This window comes from Metabacillus mesotrionivorans, from assembly GCF_052171315.1.
Classification (GTDB): Bacteria; Bacillota; Bacilli; order Bacillales; family Bacillaceae; genus Bacillus_P.
Map to the genome: position 1 here is coordinate 75,017 of NZ_JBQMFF010000003.1, position 15,032 is coordinate 90,048.

Genomic DNA, 15,032 nt, shown 5'->3' on the forward strand with positions numbered 1-15,032 from the left:
CTGTTGATGGTTCTTATCACGCTTATTAGGACCATCAAGCCTGAGATTTTTTCTTTTGGTGGTTCTTATCAGGCTGTTGAGTGCCATCAATCACGAGATCTTTTCTGTTGATGGTTCTTATCACGCTTATTAGTGCCATCAATCACGAGATCTTCCCTGTTGATGGTTCTTATCACACTTAATAGGAACATCAAGCCTGAGATTTTTTCTTTTGGTGGTTTTCATCATGCTGTTGAGTGCCATCAAGCACGAGAACTTTTCTGTTGATGGTTCTTATCAAGCTTAATAGTGCCACCAATCACGTGATTTCCCCTGTTGATGGTTCTTATCACGCTGTTTTGTGCCAACAATCTCAGGTTCCTTCCCAGCTGATGATCTTATTATTCCACAGCAAAAAAAGCACTGATTCTCATCAATGCTCACACCCACCATGTTTCTCCGATTTTCATGACGTTAAGCTTATCAGGGTCAAGTCCACGTTTCTCCCATTCTGCAAAGAGCCTCTCCAAAGCTTCAGGTCCTGTATCGTCGGCCAGCCTGAATGCACCGTAATGCATGGGAACAAACGGCCCTTTCGCGTTCAGATCAAGGTAAGCTGTGACTGCATCCTCTGGATTAATGTGCGATACCTTCATAAACCACTCAGGCTCATAAGCTCCGATAGGCATCAGAACGGCATCGACAGACATTTTTTCACCGATTTCTTTAAAGCCGCGGAAATATCCGGAGTCACCGGCAAAATAAATAGAGTGGTCCTTGTGTTCAATGACCCATCCTCCCCAGTGGGAAGTATTTGTATCCCACAGGGTTCTGCGCGTCCAGTGCTGAGCAGGAACGAATGTAAATCTGACGTCCTCTTGGTCATAGGCTTCCCACCACGCAGCTTCTTTCACGTTCTTATACCCTCTTCTTCTGAAGGAAGCACCAAGACCTTCGGGCACGTAAAAAACCGGGTCCCCCTTGAGCTTTCTGATCGATGCAAAATCCAGGTGATCATAATGTCCGTGAGATATCAGGACAGCGTCGATTTCCGGAAGTGCCCGGATTGGCATTCCCGGTTTCGTCAATCTCCTCTGCATGCCCATCCGCTCTGCCCAGACCGGGTCAGTAAGGATATTGATGCCGCCAGTCTGAATCAAGAACGTAGAATGGCCAATCCAGGTCACACTGTTTTTTGAACGGTTAGCCGACACTTCTTCCGACTGAGGATTATCCAGCCTTTCAATGGAGACCGACAAATCCTTCTTTTTCGCTTTTCGCTCTTTCATCCATTTTCTGAAATCGGAGAAGCTTTTCGTATTTTCCACTCCGTCTAAGTTACGATATCTTTTCCCCATCCGCCTGCACCTTTACATAAAATGTCCGGGTTCTCGGCCCGTCGAATTCACAGAAGTAGACTCCCTGCCAAGTTCCGAGCAGCAGGAGCCCTTCTGTAATAATCACATGCTGCGAGGAGCCGACAGTGCTCGCTTTCATATGAGCAGCGGTGTTCCCTTCCGCATGCCTGTCCTTTTCTTCAAACCACGGATAGACTTCGTCAAAGCGTCTGATCATGTCTGTTTTCACATCAGGATCCGCATTTTCATTGATTGTGATTCCTGCAGTGGTGTGCGGACAATAGATGACAGCAGTTCCTTCATTGGTGCCGTATTCCTGAATCAAGTTCTCAACTTGTACAGTGATATCAATCATTTGATCTCTGCTTTTCGTTTCCAGTTTAAATGATTTAAGCACGTTCATCCTCCCTTTCTTTTTAAGGCTTCCTTTTCTAAAGGATAGCTTATTTCCAAAGGATGATACAAGAAAAGAACCCTGTACTCAGGGTTCCATCTCTGAAAGACTGCTCTTTCGGTCCAGAATCGTTTTTATGACAAGCTTTATTAGTTCACCGGGCTGATACGGTTTAATCAAACAGCCTGCTGCGCCAAGGTCTGCTGCTTTATCCTTTTCATTAAGAGCTGTTGATATAAAAACTGGGATTTCTGCAAGATGTGGGACCTGTTTTAATCGGTCCAGAACATCCCACCCATTTAAATCATCATCAGAAAGCAAAATATCAAGAACGACAGCATCCGGCCTCAGTGAAACCGCCTCTGCCAGAGCCCGGTCGCCCCTCAGCATCACGGCGGTGCTTAGTCCCATTTCCTCAAATTCTGCTTTAAGCAGACTTGCGAAGTTTTCGTCATTTTCAATTATCAGGATATTGGCAGATGACAATCCATCAGTTTCAGGGGCAGGTGAATGACCTGAGTCATCATGCAATGGCAATGAAACCGTAAAGGTGCTTCCTTCCCCAATCTTTGAATGAACGGAAATCTCGCCGCTGTGTGCTTTTATGATTTCTTTCACGATCGAAAGCCCGAGGCCTGTTCCGCCAATTTTTCTGCGGTCGGAATTGTCTGCGCGGTAAAATTTCGTAAACAGTTTGTCCTTTGCATCTTCAGGAATTCCAAGCCCTTCATCTTTTATCTCCACTTTCAGCCAACCATTCTCTTCAAACAGAATAACCGAGATATTTCCGCCGTCCGGAGAATATTTGACGGCGTTTCCGGCAAGATTCTGAAAGGCCTGCTTTAACATATCTCTGTCTCCGAGAACCATGGCGTTTTTGGCGCTTGTATGAAAATAAAACCGATGTTCGGAAGTCAGGACCTGCTGCTCTTCAACGACTTCCCCCAGAATGACCGAAAGATCTCCAAGCCTCTTTTCATAGGTCTGTTTCCCTGATTCCAGCCTCTGAACATCAAGGAAATTGTTAATCAGATTGGTCAGGCGCTTTCCTTCCTGATAAATGGTCGATAAGTATTTTTTCCTTCTCTCCGGTTTCAGGTCTTTATACAGCATCAATTCCGTAAAGCCAAGGACGCTTGCAAGCGGGGTCCTGAGCTCATGGCTGACCGTGCTGACAAATTCAGACTTCATTTGATCCACTTCGTACTCCTTCGTAATATCGCGGTGGACCATTACCGTTCCAAGGCGCCGTCCATTCCTGTATAACGGTTCTGCATAAAGGTTTACTACGGTCCCATTATTCATTCTATAGGTAAAGCTGTCCTGCACAGGTTCACGCGAAAAAATGACCCTTTCCAAAAATCTCCCAAGCTCCACAGGATCTGACACGACAGAAGTGAAATGGCTGAACCATTCATCAAATGAGGCAAAAGCCAAATCCTCGCCTCTGCATAAAAGCATGCTGCTCATGGTTGTGTTAACTTGCAGACTTACTCCGTTCAGATCAACCAGCTGAATGCCCTCATGGATGGTATTCAGAATGTGTCTGACCATTTCCCTGTCCTGTTCAGCCTGCTCGTAAAGCTTCAGCTTGTCCAGTGAAAGAGCAATGTTTTTGGTCATTGATGTGTATTCAGCTATCTCTTTTTCACCGAACTCCTCATTAAACTTCGTGAAGATCATGATCGCTTCTGTACGTTCGCCGGATGAGAGAACCGGCAGATAAAGATCATAGGAATACTGCGGTGATTCGTGGTATCCGGTTTCCTCAGGATCTGCAAGACGCTTATAGACTTTTGCCTGCTTTGTCTTTTTCACTCCATCTATGAGCCCTGAATTCATATTGCCAAGAATGGTTCTGACCGCCGTTTCTGACAGTGATACCGCTGCATAGTGTTCAGGATGGTCAGCCATGACGACAATGCCCTTATCTGCTTTTGAAATACGGCACATGGCAGTGATTATGCTTGTCAAAAGCTTATGTTTATCAAGTGTATTTGCTATGCTGTTGCTTAGTTCATTCCGGAGTGTGAGCTGCGACTCTCTTTCCCACATTTTTTCAAGAGCTGAACGCAGTTCATCCTGCTGAACCTGAAGTTCGTCCTGCTGGGCAATCAGTTCTTCATTCTGGGCTGTTAAATCCTGTTCTTTTTCAGCAATGCTTTTGCTCATTTTTGAAAAAGCAACGTGCAAAAGCCCCAGCTCATCCTGCCGGTTTGAGCTGCTGTCAAAAATGACATCCTTGCCTGCTGCAATTTCACCCGCTGCAGCTGTAAGGATCTGAAGAGGCTCCTGCATTTTTCTCAAATACCTTCTGATCATCGCAATCAGCGTGCCAATCATGAAAACAAGCACGATAAGAAACAAAATCTGACTGATAAACAGGCTGCCGGTAAACTGCTCCCTGTTTTCATTGATTTCCCGCTCAATTTTGGCACTGTAATCTTCAAGTCCTGTCTGAAAAACTCTTACTCTTTCAGATCCTCCTTCAACAGCTGTTCTGGTTACTTCGGATGTATTTCCCCGTTCATATGCTGCTACCGTTTTCGGAAGAAGATCCAGAAAATAAAGTTGATAAAAGGTGCTTGCCTGCTGAAGAAAGGCAAGATCATAGTCATTTTCAGCAAGTGCTTCCAGATCTTCGTATGCCTTCAGGACGGTCTCTTTTTGTTCCATTCCCCTGTTGTAATAAAGTTTGTTTTTGCCGTTCTGACCATAGGCGAAGTAGGCCCTGAATTCGGAAATCGCCTTATTGTAGGAATCGTTCAGGACAATCGTTGCATTTTCTTTTAAATCAAGCTGACGGTTGCGTTCTTTAAATTCTTCAGTTATGGCATTTTGCCAGAAGACATAAACGCCAATTACTATGGAAAACAGAATAATTGCCGCTGCCGCCATCAGTCCAAATTGCCTCGTAACACTTTTCTTTACCAATCTATTAATCACTGCTTAAAATCTCCTCCACTTTGTCCATAAGCATGAGTGGACTGAATGGTTTGGAAACAAATTCATCCGCTCCTGCCTTGAGGACGCTCTGCTGATCGGCAGCCTGGCTTTTGGCGCTCAGCATTATCACTTTCGCTCCGGACTGTTTTGGATGTTTCTTTATTTTCTTAATGAGCTCCATACCCGTGTATACCGGCATCATATAATCGAGGATGATCAGCTCATATTCATGCTGCTGAATAAGCCTGTATGCTTCTTCCCCGTCTGATGCTTCATCTATCTGGTGACCGAGGTCTTCAAGTGTGTCTGTTATAAGCATGCGAAGAACTTCCTCATCTTCTGCCAAAAGAATTCTGGCCATTGTCTGTGCCTCCTAATCCCGGTTCAGAATGCTTTTAATGTTCATCTAATTTATCGTCAGTTTTTTATCGAATGTTAAGTATGTCCGCTATTTTTCCAGGATGGTTTTCATCATAGGTACATACGCTTTCCAGAAAAATCCGTCCGTTCTCCCCTTTTTATCGGAAGAGGTTAGTTTTTTCCAGTCTGTTATTTTCGATGCCTGATAAAAGTCAGGTATATCATTCGCATCTGCGTAGTCCCCTGCAAAATAATAAGCATGATAGCCATGGTCTGAATGATGAAGCACTGCCGGCATGGAGAGGGGAACTCCTTTTTCCGAGAGCTTCGCCTCGGTTTGAGCATTCACATGAAGATGATAGGATGCCAGCACTTTTGCTCCTGCAGGCTCCATGATGTCAAACCAGTAGTTGTACTTCAGTTCAGCATCAAGCCCCAGTTCCTTTTTCCCCTGCTTTGTAAAAGAAAAGCTCAAAGGATGCTTTCCTCCAAAGTCTTCCTCAGGAACGATCATGAGCTCTTCTTTTTCACTGACGAGTATCAGCCCCTGCCCGCTGAAGCGATACGTTTTGCTGTGCTGCGTTTCATAGGATCTTTTAACCCATTCAGGCACCTCATCGCTTCCAAGGTCCAAAAAATACCGCCCCGTCCACCCGGTCCACTCGAATCCAAATAAGTCTTCAAGTTTCCTTCTCGCTTCTGGCTCAGTGGGCTCTGCAAACGTATTAAATTCCGCAAAAATGGTCTGGGCGTTTGTTTTGACCGACTGCTGGATTCTGTCTGCTTCCTCAAGGGTCATCCCTCCATAGATCAGCTCTCCGGACTTATTTGAACGCACCCCGTATGAGTCTGCAAGGTAAAGATGCGAATAATGGCTGAGGTCACCTGGCAGTTCGCGGATCTTTTTTGAAGCAGGCAAATAGCCTGAATAATCATCCGCCAGGCTGTAGCTTGTTCCGTCTTCCTTTGTTTTTTTCATATGATTTAACAGCCAGGTAATTCCTTTGTGCTCTCTGAGGGTATCATCCTCCGCTGTTTTGTTGAAAATCAGCATTGGAAGTTTTTCCGTATCCTTCAGGAAAATCCAGTGCCAGAGGGGTGCCGAGAGCAGGACAGCGGCAGCAAGACACGCACAAACAAGTACTCCGATTTTTTTATTCACTTGAAACTCCTTTTCTGACCATGTCTCCCCAGCCCTTTCTTCCGGTTATGACATCAATTATTCCTTCTATTCTCCAGAACACCGTCAGCCGCCTGTACCAGAAAGATTCTGTTATGGCGTAGACAAACAGCACGAAAAGCTGGCTGACATGGGGGTATTTTTCCATGCTCCATTCTTCCAGCAGAACAGCCGCAACAGAGAAGAGAGAACCGTAAATTACAGACAAGAGGAAGAACATTAGAGCAACGTCCACATAAACATCGCCTCTGAACCAGGCAACAATCAAGAGGAGATAACCCGCCAGTTCCACAATCGGCCCTAAAAATTCAACGAAAAAATAATAGGGCATCGAAATCAGTCCAATTGATTTATATTTTGGGTTCAATAGAAGCTTCCTGTGTATCCAGATGCTTTCAAACAGGCCTCTGTGCCACCGCTTTCGCTGTCTTCTTAAAAATCTTGCCGATTCAGGCGCTTCTGTCCAGCAAACGGGATCAGGGACATAGACAATCTTTTTATTAAGCTTTCTTTCCTTGATCATTCTGTGAAGCCTGACGACAAGCTCCATATCTTCTCCGACAGTATGGGAATATCCTCCGGCTTCAATGACCCACCGTTTTGAAAAAACGCCAAAAGCACCGGATACAATCAGCAGCAGATTTGTCCTGCTTAAGCCGATTCTTCCAGCCAGAAACGCCCGTAAATATTCGATGACCTGCATGACAACCAGAGGTTTGTCAGACAGGCCGACCGCAGTCAGCTCACCGTTTCGGATCGTACATCCATTTGCAATCCGGATGCTTCCTCCTGTCGCAATGACGTCATCCCCAGATTCAATTATCGGCTTTAACACCTTCAGAAATGCATTTCTTTCAATGACGGAGTCACCATCAAGGGAACAGAAGTAAGGGAAACGGGAAAAGTTAATCCCTGCATTCAGAGCGTCTGCTTTTCCGCCGTTCTCCTTATCAATTACATACAGATTGGGATAAAGATCTGATTGATATACTGCTTTGATTTCCTTTGTACTCAGCTGTTTTCTCACAACCCGGCTTATTTTCTTTAACTGAAAACGCACAATTAATTTCTCGAGTGTGTCATCTGTTGATCCGTCGTTAATGACAAGCATTTCATATTCAGGATATTCAATACTGATAAGAGAGCGGATCGTTCCGTAGATTCCCGCTGACTCATTATAGGCAGGGACAAGAATGGAAACGGGCTTTGTATAAACGGAATGCAGAAGCTCCTCATAGGGTTCGGTTTTATTCAGGTTGAACTGTTTTCTCACCGTTAAAAGCGAGACGATGAGCATTCCGCCATATACAGCAACGACAAAGCACATATAGCCGAGCAGAACCCAGGCTGACGTCTCAAGAATTGTATCGAACAGACTCATTTCTGCCGCCTCCTTTTGAAATCCACTCAAGGGCCATGTCTCTTGCAAAAAGATCATCCGAATGATGAATGACTTCCTCAAGCAGCTGTTTTCCGTTTTTAAATGTAAAAATGGTTTTAGCTGCTTCCAGCCTGACCATATATTCTTTATCAGAAAGAAGATCCTTCGCTGCTTCTAAAAAGACTTCCGCTCTCAATGAGCCAATCACTTTCAGCGCCATCATTCTTTCAAGCCAGTCAGGCGAATAGATAAAAGGTTCAATGATGTCCGGTTTTACTGGAAGGACCATATCAGCAGCTGCTTTTAAAGACCTCAATTTTTCTTCCTCGTCACCTTTCATAAGCAGCTGTTCAATCAGGCGTTTCTGTTCAAACAGCTGCATATCCCCTATTAGAGTAATCAGATTGTACCTTAAGCGTTCAGGAAGGTCCCCGTATGTTTGATAAAAGGTGCGGAGATGATCAGGCCCGCAGTTCTGCAGGATGCTCACGATGGTAAAATCCGACAAATGCCTGCTGCTGTTTATCATTTGTTTAAGAAAGCCCTCATCCCCGGACGAGGCAAGAATTCTTGAAATCACCGCTTCTTCCTCGTTCGTCAAATGACGTTTTCCGGCAAGCTGCTTTACTTCTTGAAGCAAATGATAGAGTCTTATATTTTCAATGATATAGAGTGCATTCATTCTTGAGCTCCAGCTAAAAGACTTCAATTCTTTTTTCAGCCATCCTGTCAAATGTTTTTTTGCGAGAGCTGTCATTCTTATTTGCATGGTTTCATCCTGAAGAACATTGCTGTACTCAAGCAGCAGGTCACTCAGCGCACGCCTGCCCGGATACTGAAATTCGGCTGAATCATCTCTTAGATAATTGAAAAGGGCAAGTCTGCACGCTTCTTTAGATTCGATCAGGCGTTTTTGTTTTCTTTTTCTGATGGTTTTCGCTGCAGATAAATAGACAAGCAGAACTGTCAGCAGAAGAAACGACCAGACCAGAAGCAAAAAAAGCTGACGGGGCGTCAGTACATCCATTATTTCGTCATCCTTTTTGCAAGATGATAAAGACGGGTTTCAAGCTCTTCAAGTCTGAACGGTTTGGTCATGTAATCGTCCGCTCCAAGCTGCAGGGCTCTCGCTGCGTCTCTTCCGCTCTTGCGGGATGTCAGCATCATGACCGTAAATAGATGCTGGTTGGGCAGAGCTCTGATTTTCTGCAGCACTTCTGTTCCATCCATTTTGGGCATCATTCCATCCAGAACAATAAAGTGATTTTCCCTTTTACTTAAAGGATGCGCTTCAAGAAATTCCATGCCGTCTGGATACAACCCGATATTCAAACAGTACTGATCCAGCAGCGGACTCTTTCGGAACACATCTTCAAGAATGGTTCTTATAATCGGATCATCATCGACGACAGCAACATTCAGCACTTTTTCAACTGGCTCTGTCACAGTTGACCGGTAAACCGCGATTGCGTTTCTTCCATTTTCTTTTGCCTGATAGAGCGCGGCATCCGCACATTCAATCGCATGTTCGACACTCATAGCCTGTTCAGGCGGGACGGCCATTAATCCTGCCGAAAACGTGCAGGAATATGAGGTATGATCCGGACGCTTAAAAACGTGGGCTGAAAACGATTCCTTAATTCTCCCGATGACTTCCATTGCTTCTTTTTGACCTGCATTGGGAAGCAGGATAATAAATTCCTCCCCGCCGTACCGGATGACCGTATCACTGTTTCTCAAGTTGTCTCTCAGGCACTGGGAGAATTCTCTTAATACTTCGTCGCCTTCAAGGTGACCGTATGTATCATTGATTTTTTTAAAATAATCAAGATCAAGCATAGCAAGCGTGAAGAAGCTCCCCTCCCGCTTCATGCGCGCTGCAAGCCTTGTATAGGCTGGATTCAGAAATTTTCTGTTATACACCTTTGTCAGTTCATCAACGACAATCAATTCTTCCAGCTGCTTTTTCCGTTCGATCTGGCGTCTGATCCTGACCAAAAATTCTTCCATATCAAACGGCTTCAGGATGAAATCGTCAGCGCCGTATCTATAGCTGTCAAGTCTCGTTTCCCTTGATGCATCTGCGCTGATCATAATGGCAGGTACATACTTTTTCTGCATCAGTTCTTTCAGCTGCACAACAACCTCAAACCCATTTTCCTGTTTCATATGTCTGTCAATCACCACACAGTCAGGCGCGAGATCGTAATAGGCTTTCATGGCACGGTCTGAGTCTGTAAAAATAGCCGCCGTAAATCCATGCAGCTCCAGTTCTTCCTTTAAATACATTAAGAGGGTAATGTCATCATCTATGAGCAGAATAAGTTCGTCTCCTGAAGAAATGCGTTTTTCCCTGTTTGGCACAGTCTCTTCCTCAATGTCCATTTCTGCTTCATAGCATGCTGATATCAGAGGAAAAAGAAGGTTTTGCAGTTCTGGCAGCCTCCATGTGTCTTTCTTCCGCTTTTCCGCCAGAAGCAGCTGTGCCGCTGCAGCCTTTCCCACCTGCTCCATTCCGATCGTTGGAGCTGTTCCTGCAAGCGAGTGCAGAAAACGTATGACCTCATCCTGTTCAACTGCGTGCTGGTATCCATACCATCTGTCAATCTGCTCTCTTATTTTTTTCAGCAGGCGCTGTTTGTACTTCTTCAATTAGACCTCTCCTGACACTTATAAGTTCAACTTCATCATTTTACTATTGCAAGAAACATTTGGAAACATCCAGAAGTCCCCGTTAAGAAAAGCGCAGGCACAACAGATCAGTAAGCACCCGAAAAGCCCTTATTCCTCCTTTTTCATCCTAAAAAAAACTGCCTAAAGGAATCATCCTTATAGGCAGTTTTTAACATTAAAAAATATATACACGTGTCTCAAACGGTTTTAATGTAAATGAAGTTGTGTGGTTGTGCTTATCTGTTTCATAGTTTTGAAGCACTAGGTTATCGCTTGAAAGCGGCAGACCGCTGTACTGATAAAATGCGTTTTTGTTGCTGATGTTCGAAATAATCAACGCTGTTTTACCTTCAAACGTACGGGTATAAGCGTAAATTTGTTTATCCTTTGGAAGGATTAAGTCATATGTTCCATAAACAAGGACATCATTTTCTTTTCGCAGATCAATCATCTTTTTATAGAAATGGTAGACAGAGTTTTCATCTTTCAGCTGCTTTTCAACGTTTGTTTCCTTGTAGTTTTCATTAGCACCGAACCAAGGAGTTCCTGTTGAGAAGCCGCCGTTTTTCTCATCATTCCATTGCATTGGCGTACGTGAATTATCACGGCCTTTATGCCAGATGATTTCCATGATTTCTTCGTGTGAGCGTCCTTTTGCCGTTTCAATGCGGTAAAGGTTTTTCATGGCTACATCGTCGTAATCATCGATGGATGGAAGGTGAACATTTTTCATGCCGAGCTCCTGTCCCTGATAAATGAACGGTGTACCCTGCATCATAAAGTACATAGCGCCAAGTGCTTTTGCGCTTTCTACAAGATAGTCTTTGTCATCGCCCCATGTTGAAACAGAACGCGGCTGATCATGATTTTCAAGGAAAAGAGCATTCCAGCCGTTTCCATCAAGGCCCTTCTGCCATTTTGTAAGAGTTTCTTTCAGTTTGACAAGATCAACCGATCCTTCAAGTCCATTGTCCCAAAGGCCAAGGTGCTCAAACTGGAAGATCATGTTGAAGATTCCGTTTGTATCTCCGACCCAGTCCTCAGCCTGTTCAAGCTTAACGCCGTTCGCTTCGCCGACTGTCATGATGTCATAACGTGCAAACGTTTGCGCTTTCAGCTCGCTCAAATGCTCCATTATGCCCTCAACATTCATGTGGTAATCAAATGATGAGACAAAATCAAGACCGTTTGGATTTGGAAGATCCGGGAACCCTTCTTTTTTGTTGATGTGGGAAATCGCATCTACACGGAAGCCGTCGATTCCTTTATCAAGCCACCAGTTGATCATTTCATAAACTGCTTGTCTCATGTCCTGGTTTTTCCAGTTTAAATCCGGCTGCTTTGTTGCAAAAACGTGCATGTAGTATTGATCTGTTTTTTCATCATATTCCCAGGCAGAACCGCTGAAAATACTTTCCCAGTTGTTTGGCTCTTTGCCGTTTTTGCCGTCACGCCAGATGTACCAGTCGCGCTTTTCATTGTCTTTTGACTCGCGTGATTCAATGAACCATGGATGCTCATCACTTGTATGATTAACAACAAGATCCAAAATCAGCTTCATGTCTCTTTTATGGACCTCTGCTAAAAGCTCATCAAAGTCTTCCATTGTTCCGAAATCAGCCATGATGTCCTGATAATCGCTGATATCATATCCGTTATCTGCATTTGGAGAAGAGAAAATCGGACAAATCCAGATGACATCGATTCCAAAGTCCTTCAAATAATCCAGTTTAGAAATAATTCCGCGGATATCACCGATACCGTCCCCATTCGAATCCATAAAGCTTCTTGGGTAGATCTGGTAGGCAACCGCTTCTTTCCACCACATTTTTTTCATATACAGCACTCCTTTATTTCAACCTTAACGTCCAGTAAGACGAACGGGTAAGTGTTTCAAGTAAAAAGTATTCGCTTACATTTATGCTAAGTTTTCATTTCTAAAAAGTATTATACTCTAATTGTGTTAAAGATTGAACAATTTCCTTTGAATTCCTCAAAAAACGCTGAGTGCAGAGGAGAAACTGCCTTTATAGCCACATCATTTTGCATAAAAAAGAAAAAAGCTATCCGCTCCGGATAGCTTTCTCCTCTAGTCACGCAATTTTAGAGCTGACTTCAGCTGTTTTCTTCTTCAGCCAGTTCTTGCCTTCGACCATGCGGGAGACCATCATGCTGCTGACGTTATCGCCTGTCGCATTCAGCATGGTTGCAGGAGGATCAATGATCGTTGAGATCGCCGCAATAATCGGCAGCGCTTCAGGCGGGAACCCGTAAAGCGTAAGAATAAGCATTTCGCCGATCATTCCCCCGCTCGGGATCGCTCCCATGACCGTTCCGACAAGGATGGCTACTAGTATCACGCTTGTGATCGTGCCGAATCCTGAAAAGCTCATGTCAAAAATACCGAATAAGAACACAATTTTCAGGACGCCGCCAAGAACGGAACCATCTTTATGAAGAGCGGCACCAAGTGGCACTGTCGTTTCCCTGATATCTGCACTGACACCCATTTTTTTCGTCGCCTCAAGGTTAACCGGGATGGATGCTGCACTGCTGCATGTTGCAAGTGAAGTGATTGTAGGAGACAGCATGTTTTTCCAGAAAACATTCACTCCCTGTTTCTTGCCGGCGATGAATGCGTAAACCGTAAACGCAATGATAAAGTAAATAAAGGCTGCTGCATAATACATCACACCTGCTCTGAAATAAGTGCCAAGGAGCATCGGGCCGTATTCTCCAACAAGAGTTGCGAAATAAGCGCCAAGTCCGATCGGTGCATAGTACATAATGATGGAGACAAGTTTCATCAGCACTTCAGAACCGGACGAGAGAAAGCTTGCAAACGGCTTTCCTTTTTCCCCGATCATGGAAACGGAAAGACCGACCAATACAGAGAAAACGATCATCGCAAGCATGTTGTTTCTTGAGAACAGCTCGACAAAATCAGGAACCGTAAACGTGCTGACAATCTGATCAGCTAGTGTTACATCCTCCATCGCCTCCGGCTTTTCAAGCTGCAGCGTCACACCTTGTGCAGGAGGGATGATTTTTACGACAGCCGTCATGTAAATCGCTGCAATTAATCCTGTAAACAGGAACACAGCGAGCATGCTGCCCATAATCTTTCCAAGCCGCTTCGTTCCTCCCATATTTGCAATGGATGAAGCAATCGTAAAGAAGACAAGCGGTACAACAACCGTAAACATGGCATTTAAAAACAAATCGCCGAACGGCTTTAAAAACACAGCTTTTTCGCCAAACATCAGTCCGATAATACCGCCAATCACGACTGATGAAAGGAGAATAAGCGGAAAACGGTAAGCTTTCATGTTAAATCCCTCTTTCATATCAATAAGAACCAACTAATGCTATCAGAGGAATGGACTTTTTTCAAGAATGGTTTACTGGAATTTTCAGCGGCACAAAAAAACAGGCAATCACTCAGGATCGCCTGCGGCTGTTTCAATTTTCTTTTTGGCTTCAAGTGTTATGATGTGATGGCCTTCCATATCCGTTACAGTAAATTCATAGCCGTCTGCGGTGATTTTATCTCCTTTTTGAACGTCAATCATTTCGGTGAGGATCCATCCGCCGATTGTATCCACATCTTCGGAATCAATGTTTGTCTGAAGAAGATCATTTACTTCCTCAATAAGCGCTTTTCCGTCAAAAATGTAGTGGGTATCGCTTTTCTTTTGCACATTCGGGAGTTCATCGATGTCAAATTCATCGCGGATCTCCCCGACAATTTCTTCAAGAATATCCTCAACTGTCACAAGTCCGGCTGTTCCGCCGTATTCATCGACAAGAATGGCCATATGAATCCGGTCCTTTTGCATTCTTAGGAGCAGATCCTGAATCGGGATTGTCTCAATTACTTTTATGACCGGCCGGATGTAATTTTTAAGGAGCACGCCGTCTTTTGACATATACAGCGCATCAAGCACTTCCTTAATGTTCACAAGACCGATGATGTTGTCTTTGTCTTCGTGTTCAAGCGGATACCTGGTGTATCTTTCGCTTCTCATGATTTCAAGGTTTTCTTCGAATGAATCTTCCAGTGCAACAGTAACCATTTCTGTTCTTGGGACCATGATTTCTTTTGCAATCCGGTTATCAAATTCAAATATTTTGTTCACATACTTATACTCGGACTGATTGATTTCCCCGCTTTTCAAGCTTTCTGACAAGATGATGCGGAGCTCCTCTTCCGTATGGGCCATCTCGTGTTCAGATGCCGGATGCAGGCCAAACATTTTGACAATCATCTGGGCAGACCCATTCAGTGTTTTAATAAAGGGAAACATGATTTTATAAAAAAGAATAAGCGGCCTCGAAAGATTCATCGTGACCCATTCCGCCTTCTGAATGGCAAGGGTCTTTGGGGCAAGCTCCCCAATGACCACATGCAGATACGTGATCGCCACAAAAGCAAGGACGAACGATAAAATTCCTGACAGCGACGGATTGACTCCCCATGAATCAAACAGTGGATGAAGAAGCCGTTCGATGGTCGGCTCCCCAAGCCATCCCAGACCGAGAGCTGTAATTGTAATCCCAAGCTGGCAGGCTGAAAGATATTCATCAAGACTTCCCGTTACTTTTTTGGCAGCAATCGCTTTTTTATTTCCTTCTCCTACGAGCTGATCAATTCTTGAGCTTCTTACCTTTACAATGGCAAACTCTGCAGCGACAAAAAAGCCTGTAGCTGCAATTAAAAGGGCGACTAGAAGTAGATTTGTGGCAATCAAAGAGTTCCCT

11 protein-coding genes are annotated in these 15,032 nt (G+C 44.3%); all 11 read right to left on the reverse strand.

From position 1 onward, the window contains the following. Positions 1-419: 419 nt before the first annotated feature. The gene (locus ACTSEZ_RS10315) at positions 420-1,337 is read right to left on the reverse strand and encodes an MBL fold metallo-hydrolase (RefSeq protein WP_369734153.1); all 918 of its coding nucleotides are present in this window, start codon (positions 1,335-1,337) and stop codon (positions 420-422) included. Beyond that, complete coding sequence (locus ACTSEZ_RS10320; RefSeq protein WP_369734154.1) at positions 1,318-1,740, reverse strand: secondary thiamine-phosphate synthase enzyme YjbQ; 423 nt, start codon at positions 1,738-1,740, stop codon at positions 1,318-1,320. The genes ACTSEZ_RS10315 and ACTSEZ_RS10320 overlap by 20 nt, the downstream gene beginning before the upstream one ends. Positions 1,741-1,818: 78 nt before the next feature. Next, on the reverse strand, positions 1,819-4,677 hold the full coding sequence (locus tag ACTSEZ_RS10325; protein ID WP_369734155.1) for an ATP-binding response regulator: 2,859 nt from the start codon (positions 4,675-4,677) through the stop codon (positions 1,819-1,821). Continuing rightward, positions 4,670-5,038 (reverse strand): response regulator transcription factor, encoded by a 369-nt coding sequence (locus ACTSEZ_RS10330; protein ID WP_203288635.1) that lies wholly within the window; start codon positions 5,036-5,038, stop codon positions 4,670-4,672. The genes ACTSEZ_RS10325 and ACTSEZ_RS10330 overlap by 8 nt, the downstream gene beginning before the upstream one ends. 87 nt (positions 5,039-5,125) lie before the next feature. Beyond that, positions 5,126-6,199: a hypothetical protein gene (locus tag ACTSEZ_RS10335; protein WP_369734156.1), complete on the reverse strand. Its 1,074-nt coding sequence runs from the start codon at positions 6,197-6,199 to the stop codon at positions 5,126-5,128. After that, positions 6,192-7,598 (reverse strand): glycosyltransferase family 2 protein, encoded by a 1,407-nt coding sequence (locus ACTSEZ_RS10340; RefSeq protein ID WP_369734157.1) that lies wholly within the window; start codon positions 7,596-7,598, stop codon positions 6,192-6,194. Before ACTSEZ_RS10340 ends, ACTSEZ_RS10335 begins: the two co-directional genes overlap by 8 nt. Continuing rightward, positions 7,573-8,625, reverse strand: coding sequence for a HEAT repeat domain-containing protein (locus ACTSEZ_RS10345; protein WP_369734158.1), 1,053 nt, complete (start codon positions 8,623-8,625; stop codon positions 7,573-7,575). Before ACTSEZ_RS10345 ends, ACTSEZ_RS10340 begins: the two co-directional genes overlap by 26 nt. Beyond that, positions 8,625-10,250, reverse strand: a complete 1,626-nt coding sequence (locus tag ACTSEZ_RS10350; RefSeq protein WP_369734159.1) for a GGDEF domain-containing response regulator — start codon at positions 10,248-10,250, stop codon at positions 8,625-8,627. Before ACTSEZ_RS10350 ends, ACTSEZ_RS10345 begins: the two co-directional genes overlap by 1 nt. Positions 10,251-10,446: 196 nt before the next feature. Next, positions 10,447-12,108: a glycoside hydrolase family 13 protein gene (locus tag ACTSEZ_RS10355; RefSeq protein WP_369734160.1), complete on the reverse strand. Its 1,662-nt coding sequence runs from the start codon at positions 12,106-12,108 to the stop codon at positions 10,447-10,449. A 256-nt stretch (positions 12,109-12,364) separates the two neighbouring features. Then, positions 12,365-13,600, reverse strand: a complete 1,236-nt coding sequence (locus ACTSEZ_RS10360; RefSeq protein ID WP_029283974.1) for a dicarboxylate/amino acid:cation symporter — start codon at positions 13,598-13,600, stop codon at positions 12,365-12,367. A 108-nt stretch (positions 13,601-13,708) separates the two neighbouring features. Beyond that, positions 13,709-15,022 (reverse strand): hemolysin family protein, encoded by a 1,314-nt coding sequence (locus ACTSEZ_RS10365; protein WP_029283975.1) that lies wholly within the window; start codon positions 15,020-15,022, stop codon positions 13,709-13,711. Positions 15,023-15,032: the final 10 nt, after the last annotated feature.

Coding starts and splice junctions, on each gene's coding strand:
- ACTSEZ_RS10315 (WP_369734153.1), bottom strand. CDS start 1,337: ATGGGGAAAAGATATCGTAACTTAGACGGAGTGGAAAATACGAAAAGC.
- ACTSEZ_RS10320 (WP_369734154.1), bottom strand. CDS start 1,740: ATGAACGTGCTTAAATCATTTAAACTGGAAACGAAAAGCAGAGATCAA.
- ACTSEZ_RS10330 (WP_203288635.1), bottom strand. CDS start 5,038: ATGGCCAGAATTCTTTTGGCAGAAGATGAGGAAGTTCTTCGCATGCTT.
- ACTSEZ_RS10340 (WP_369734157.1), bottom strand. CDS start 7,598: ATGAGTCTGTTCGATACAATTCTTGAGACGTCAGCCTGGGTTCTGCTC.
- ACTSEZ_RS10345 (WP_369734158.1), bottom strand. CDS start 8,625: ATGGATGTACTGACGCCCCGTCAGCTTTTTTTGCTTCTGGTCTGGTCG.
- ACTSEZ_RS10355 (WP_369734160.1), bottom strand. CDS start 12,108: ATGAAAAAAATGTGGTGGAAAGAAGCGGTTGCCTACCAGATCTACCCA.
- ACTSEZ_RS10360 (WP_029283974.1), bottom strand. CDS start 13,600: ATGAAAGCTTACCGTTTTCCGCTTATTCTCCTTTCATCAGTCGTGATT.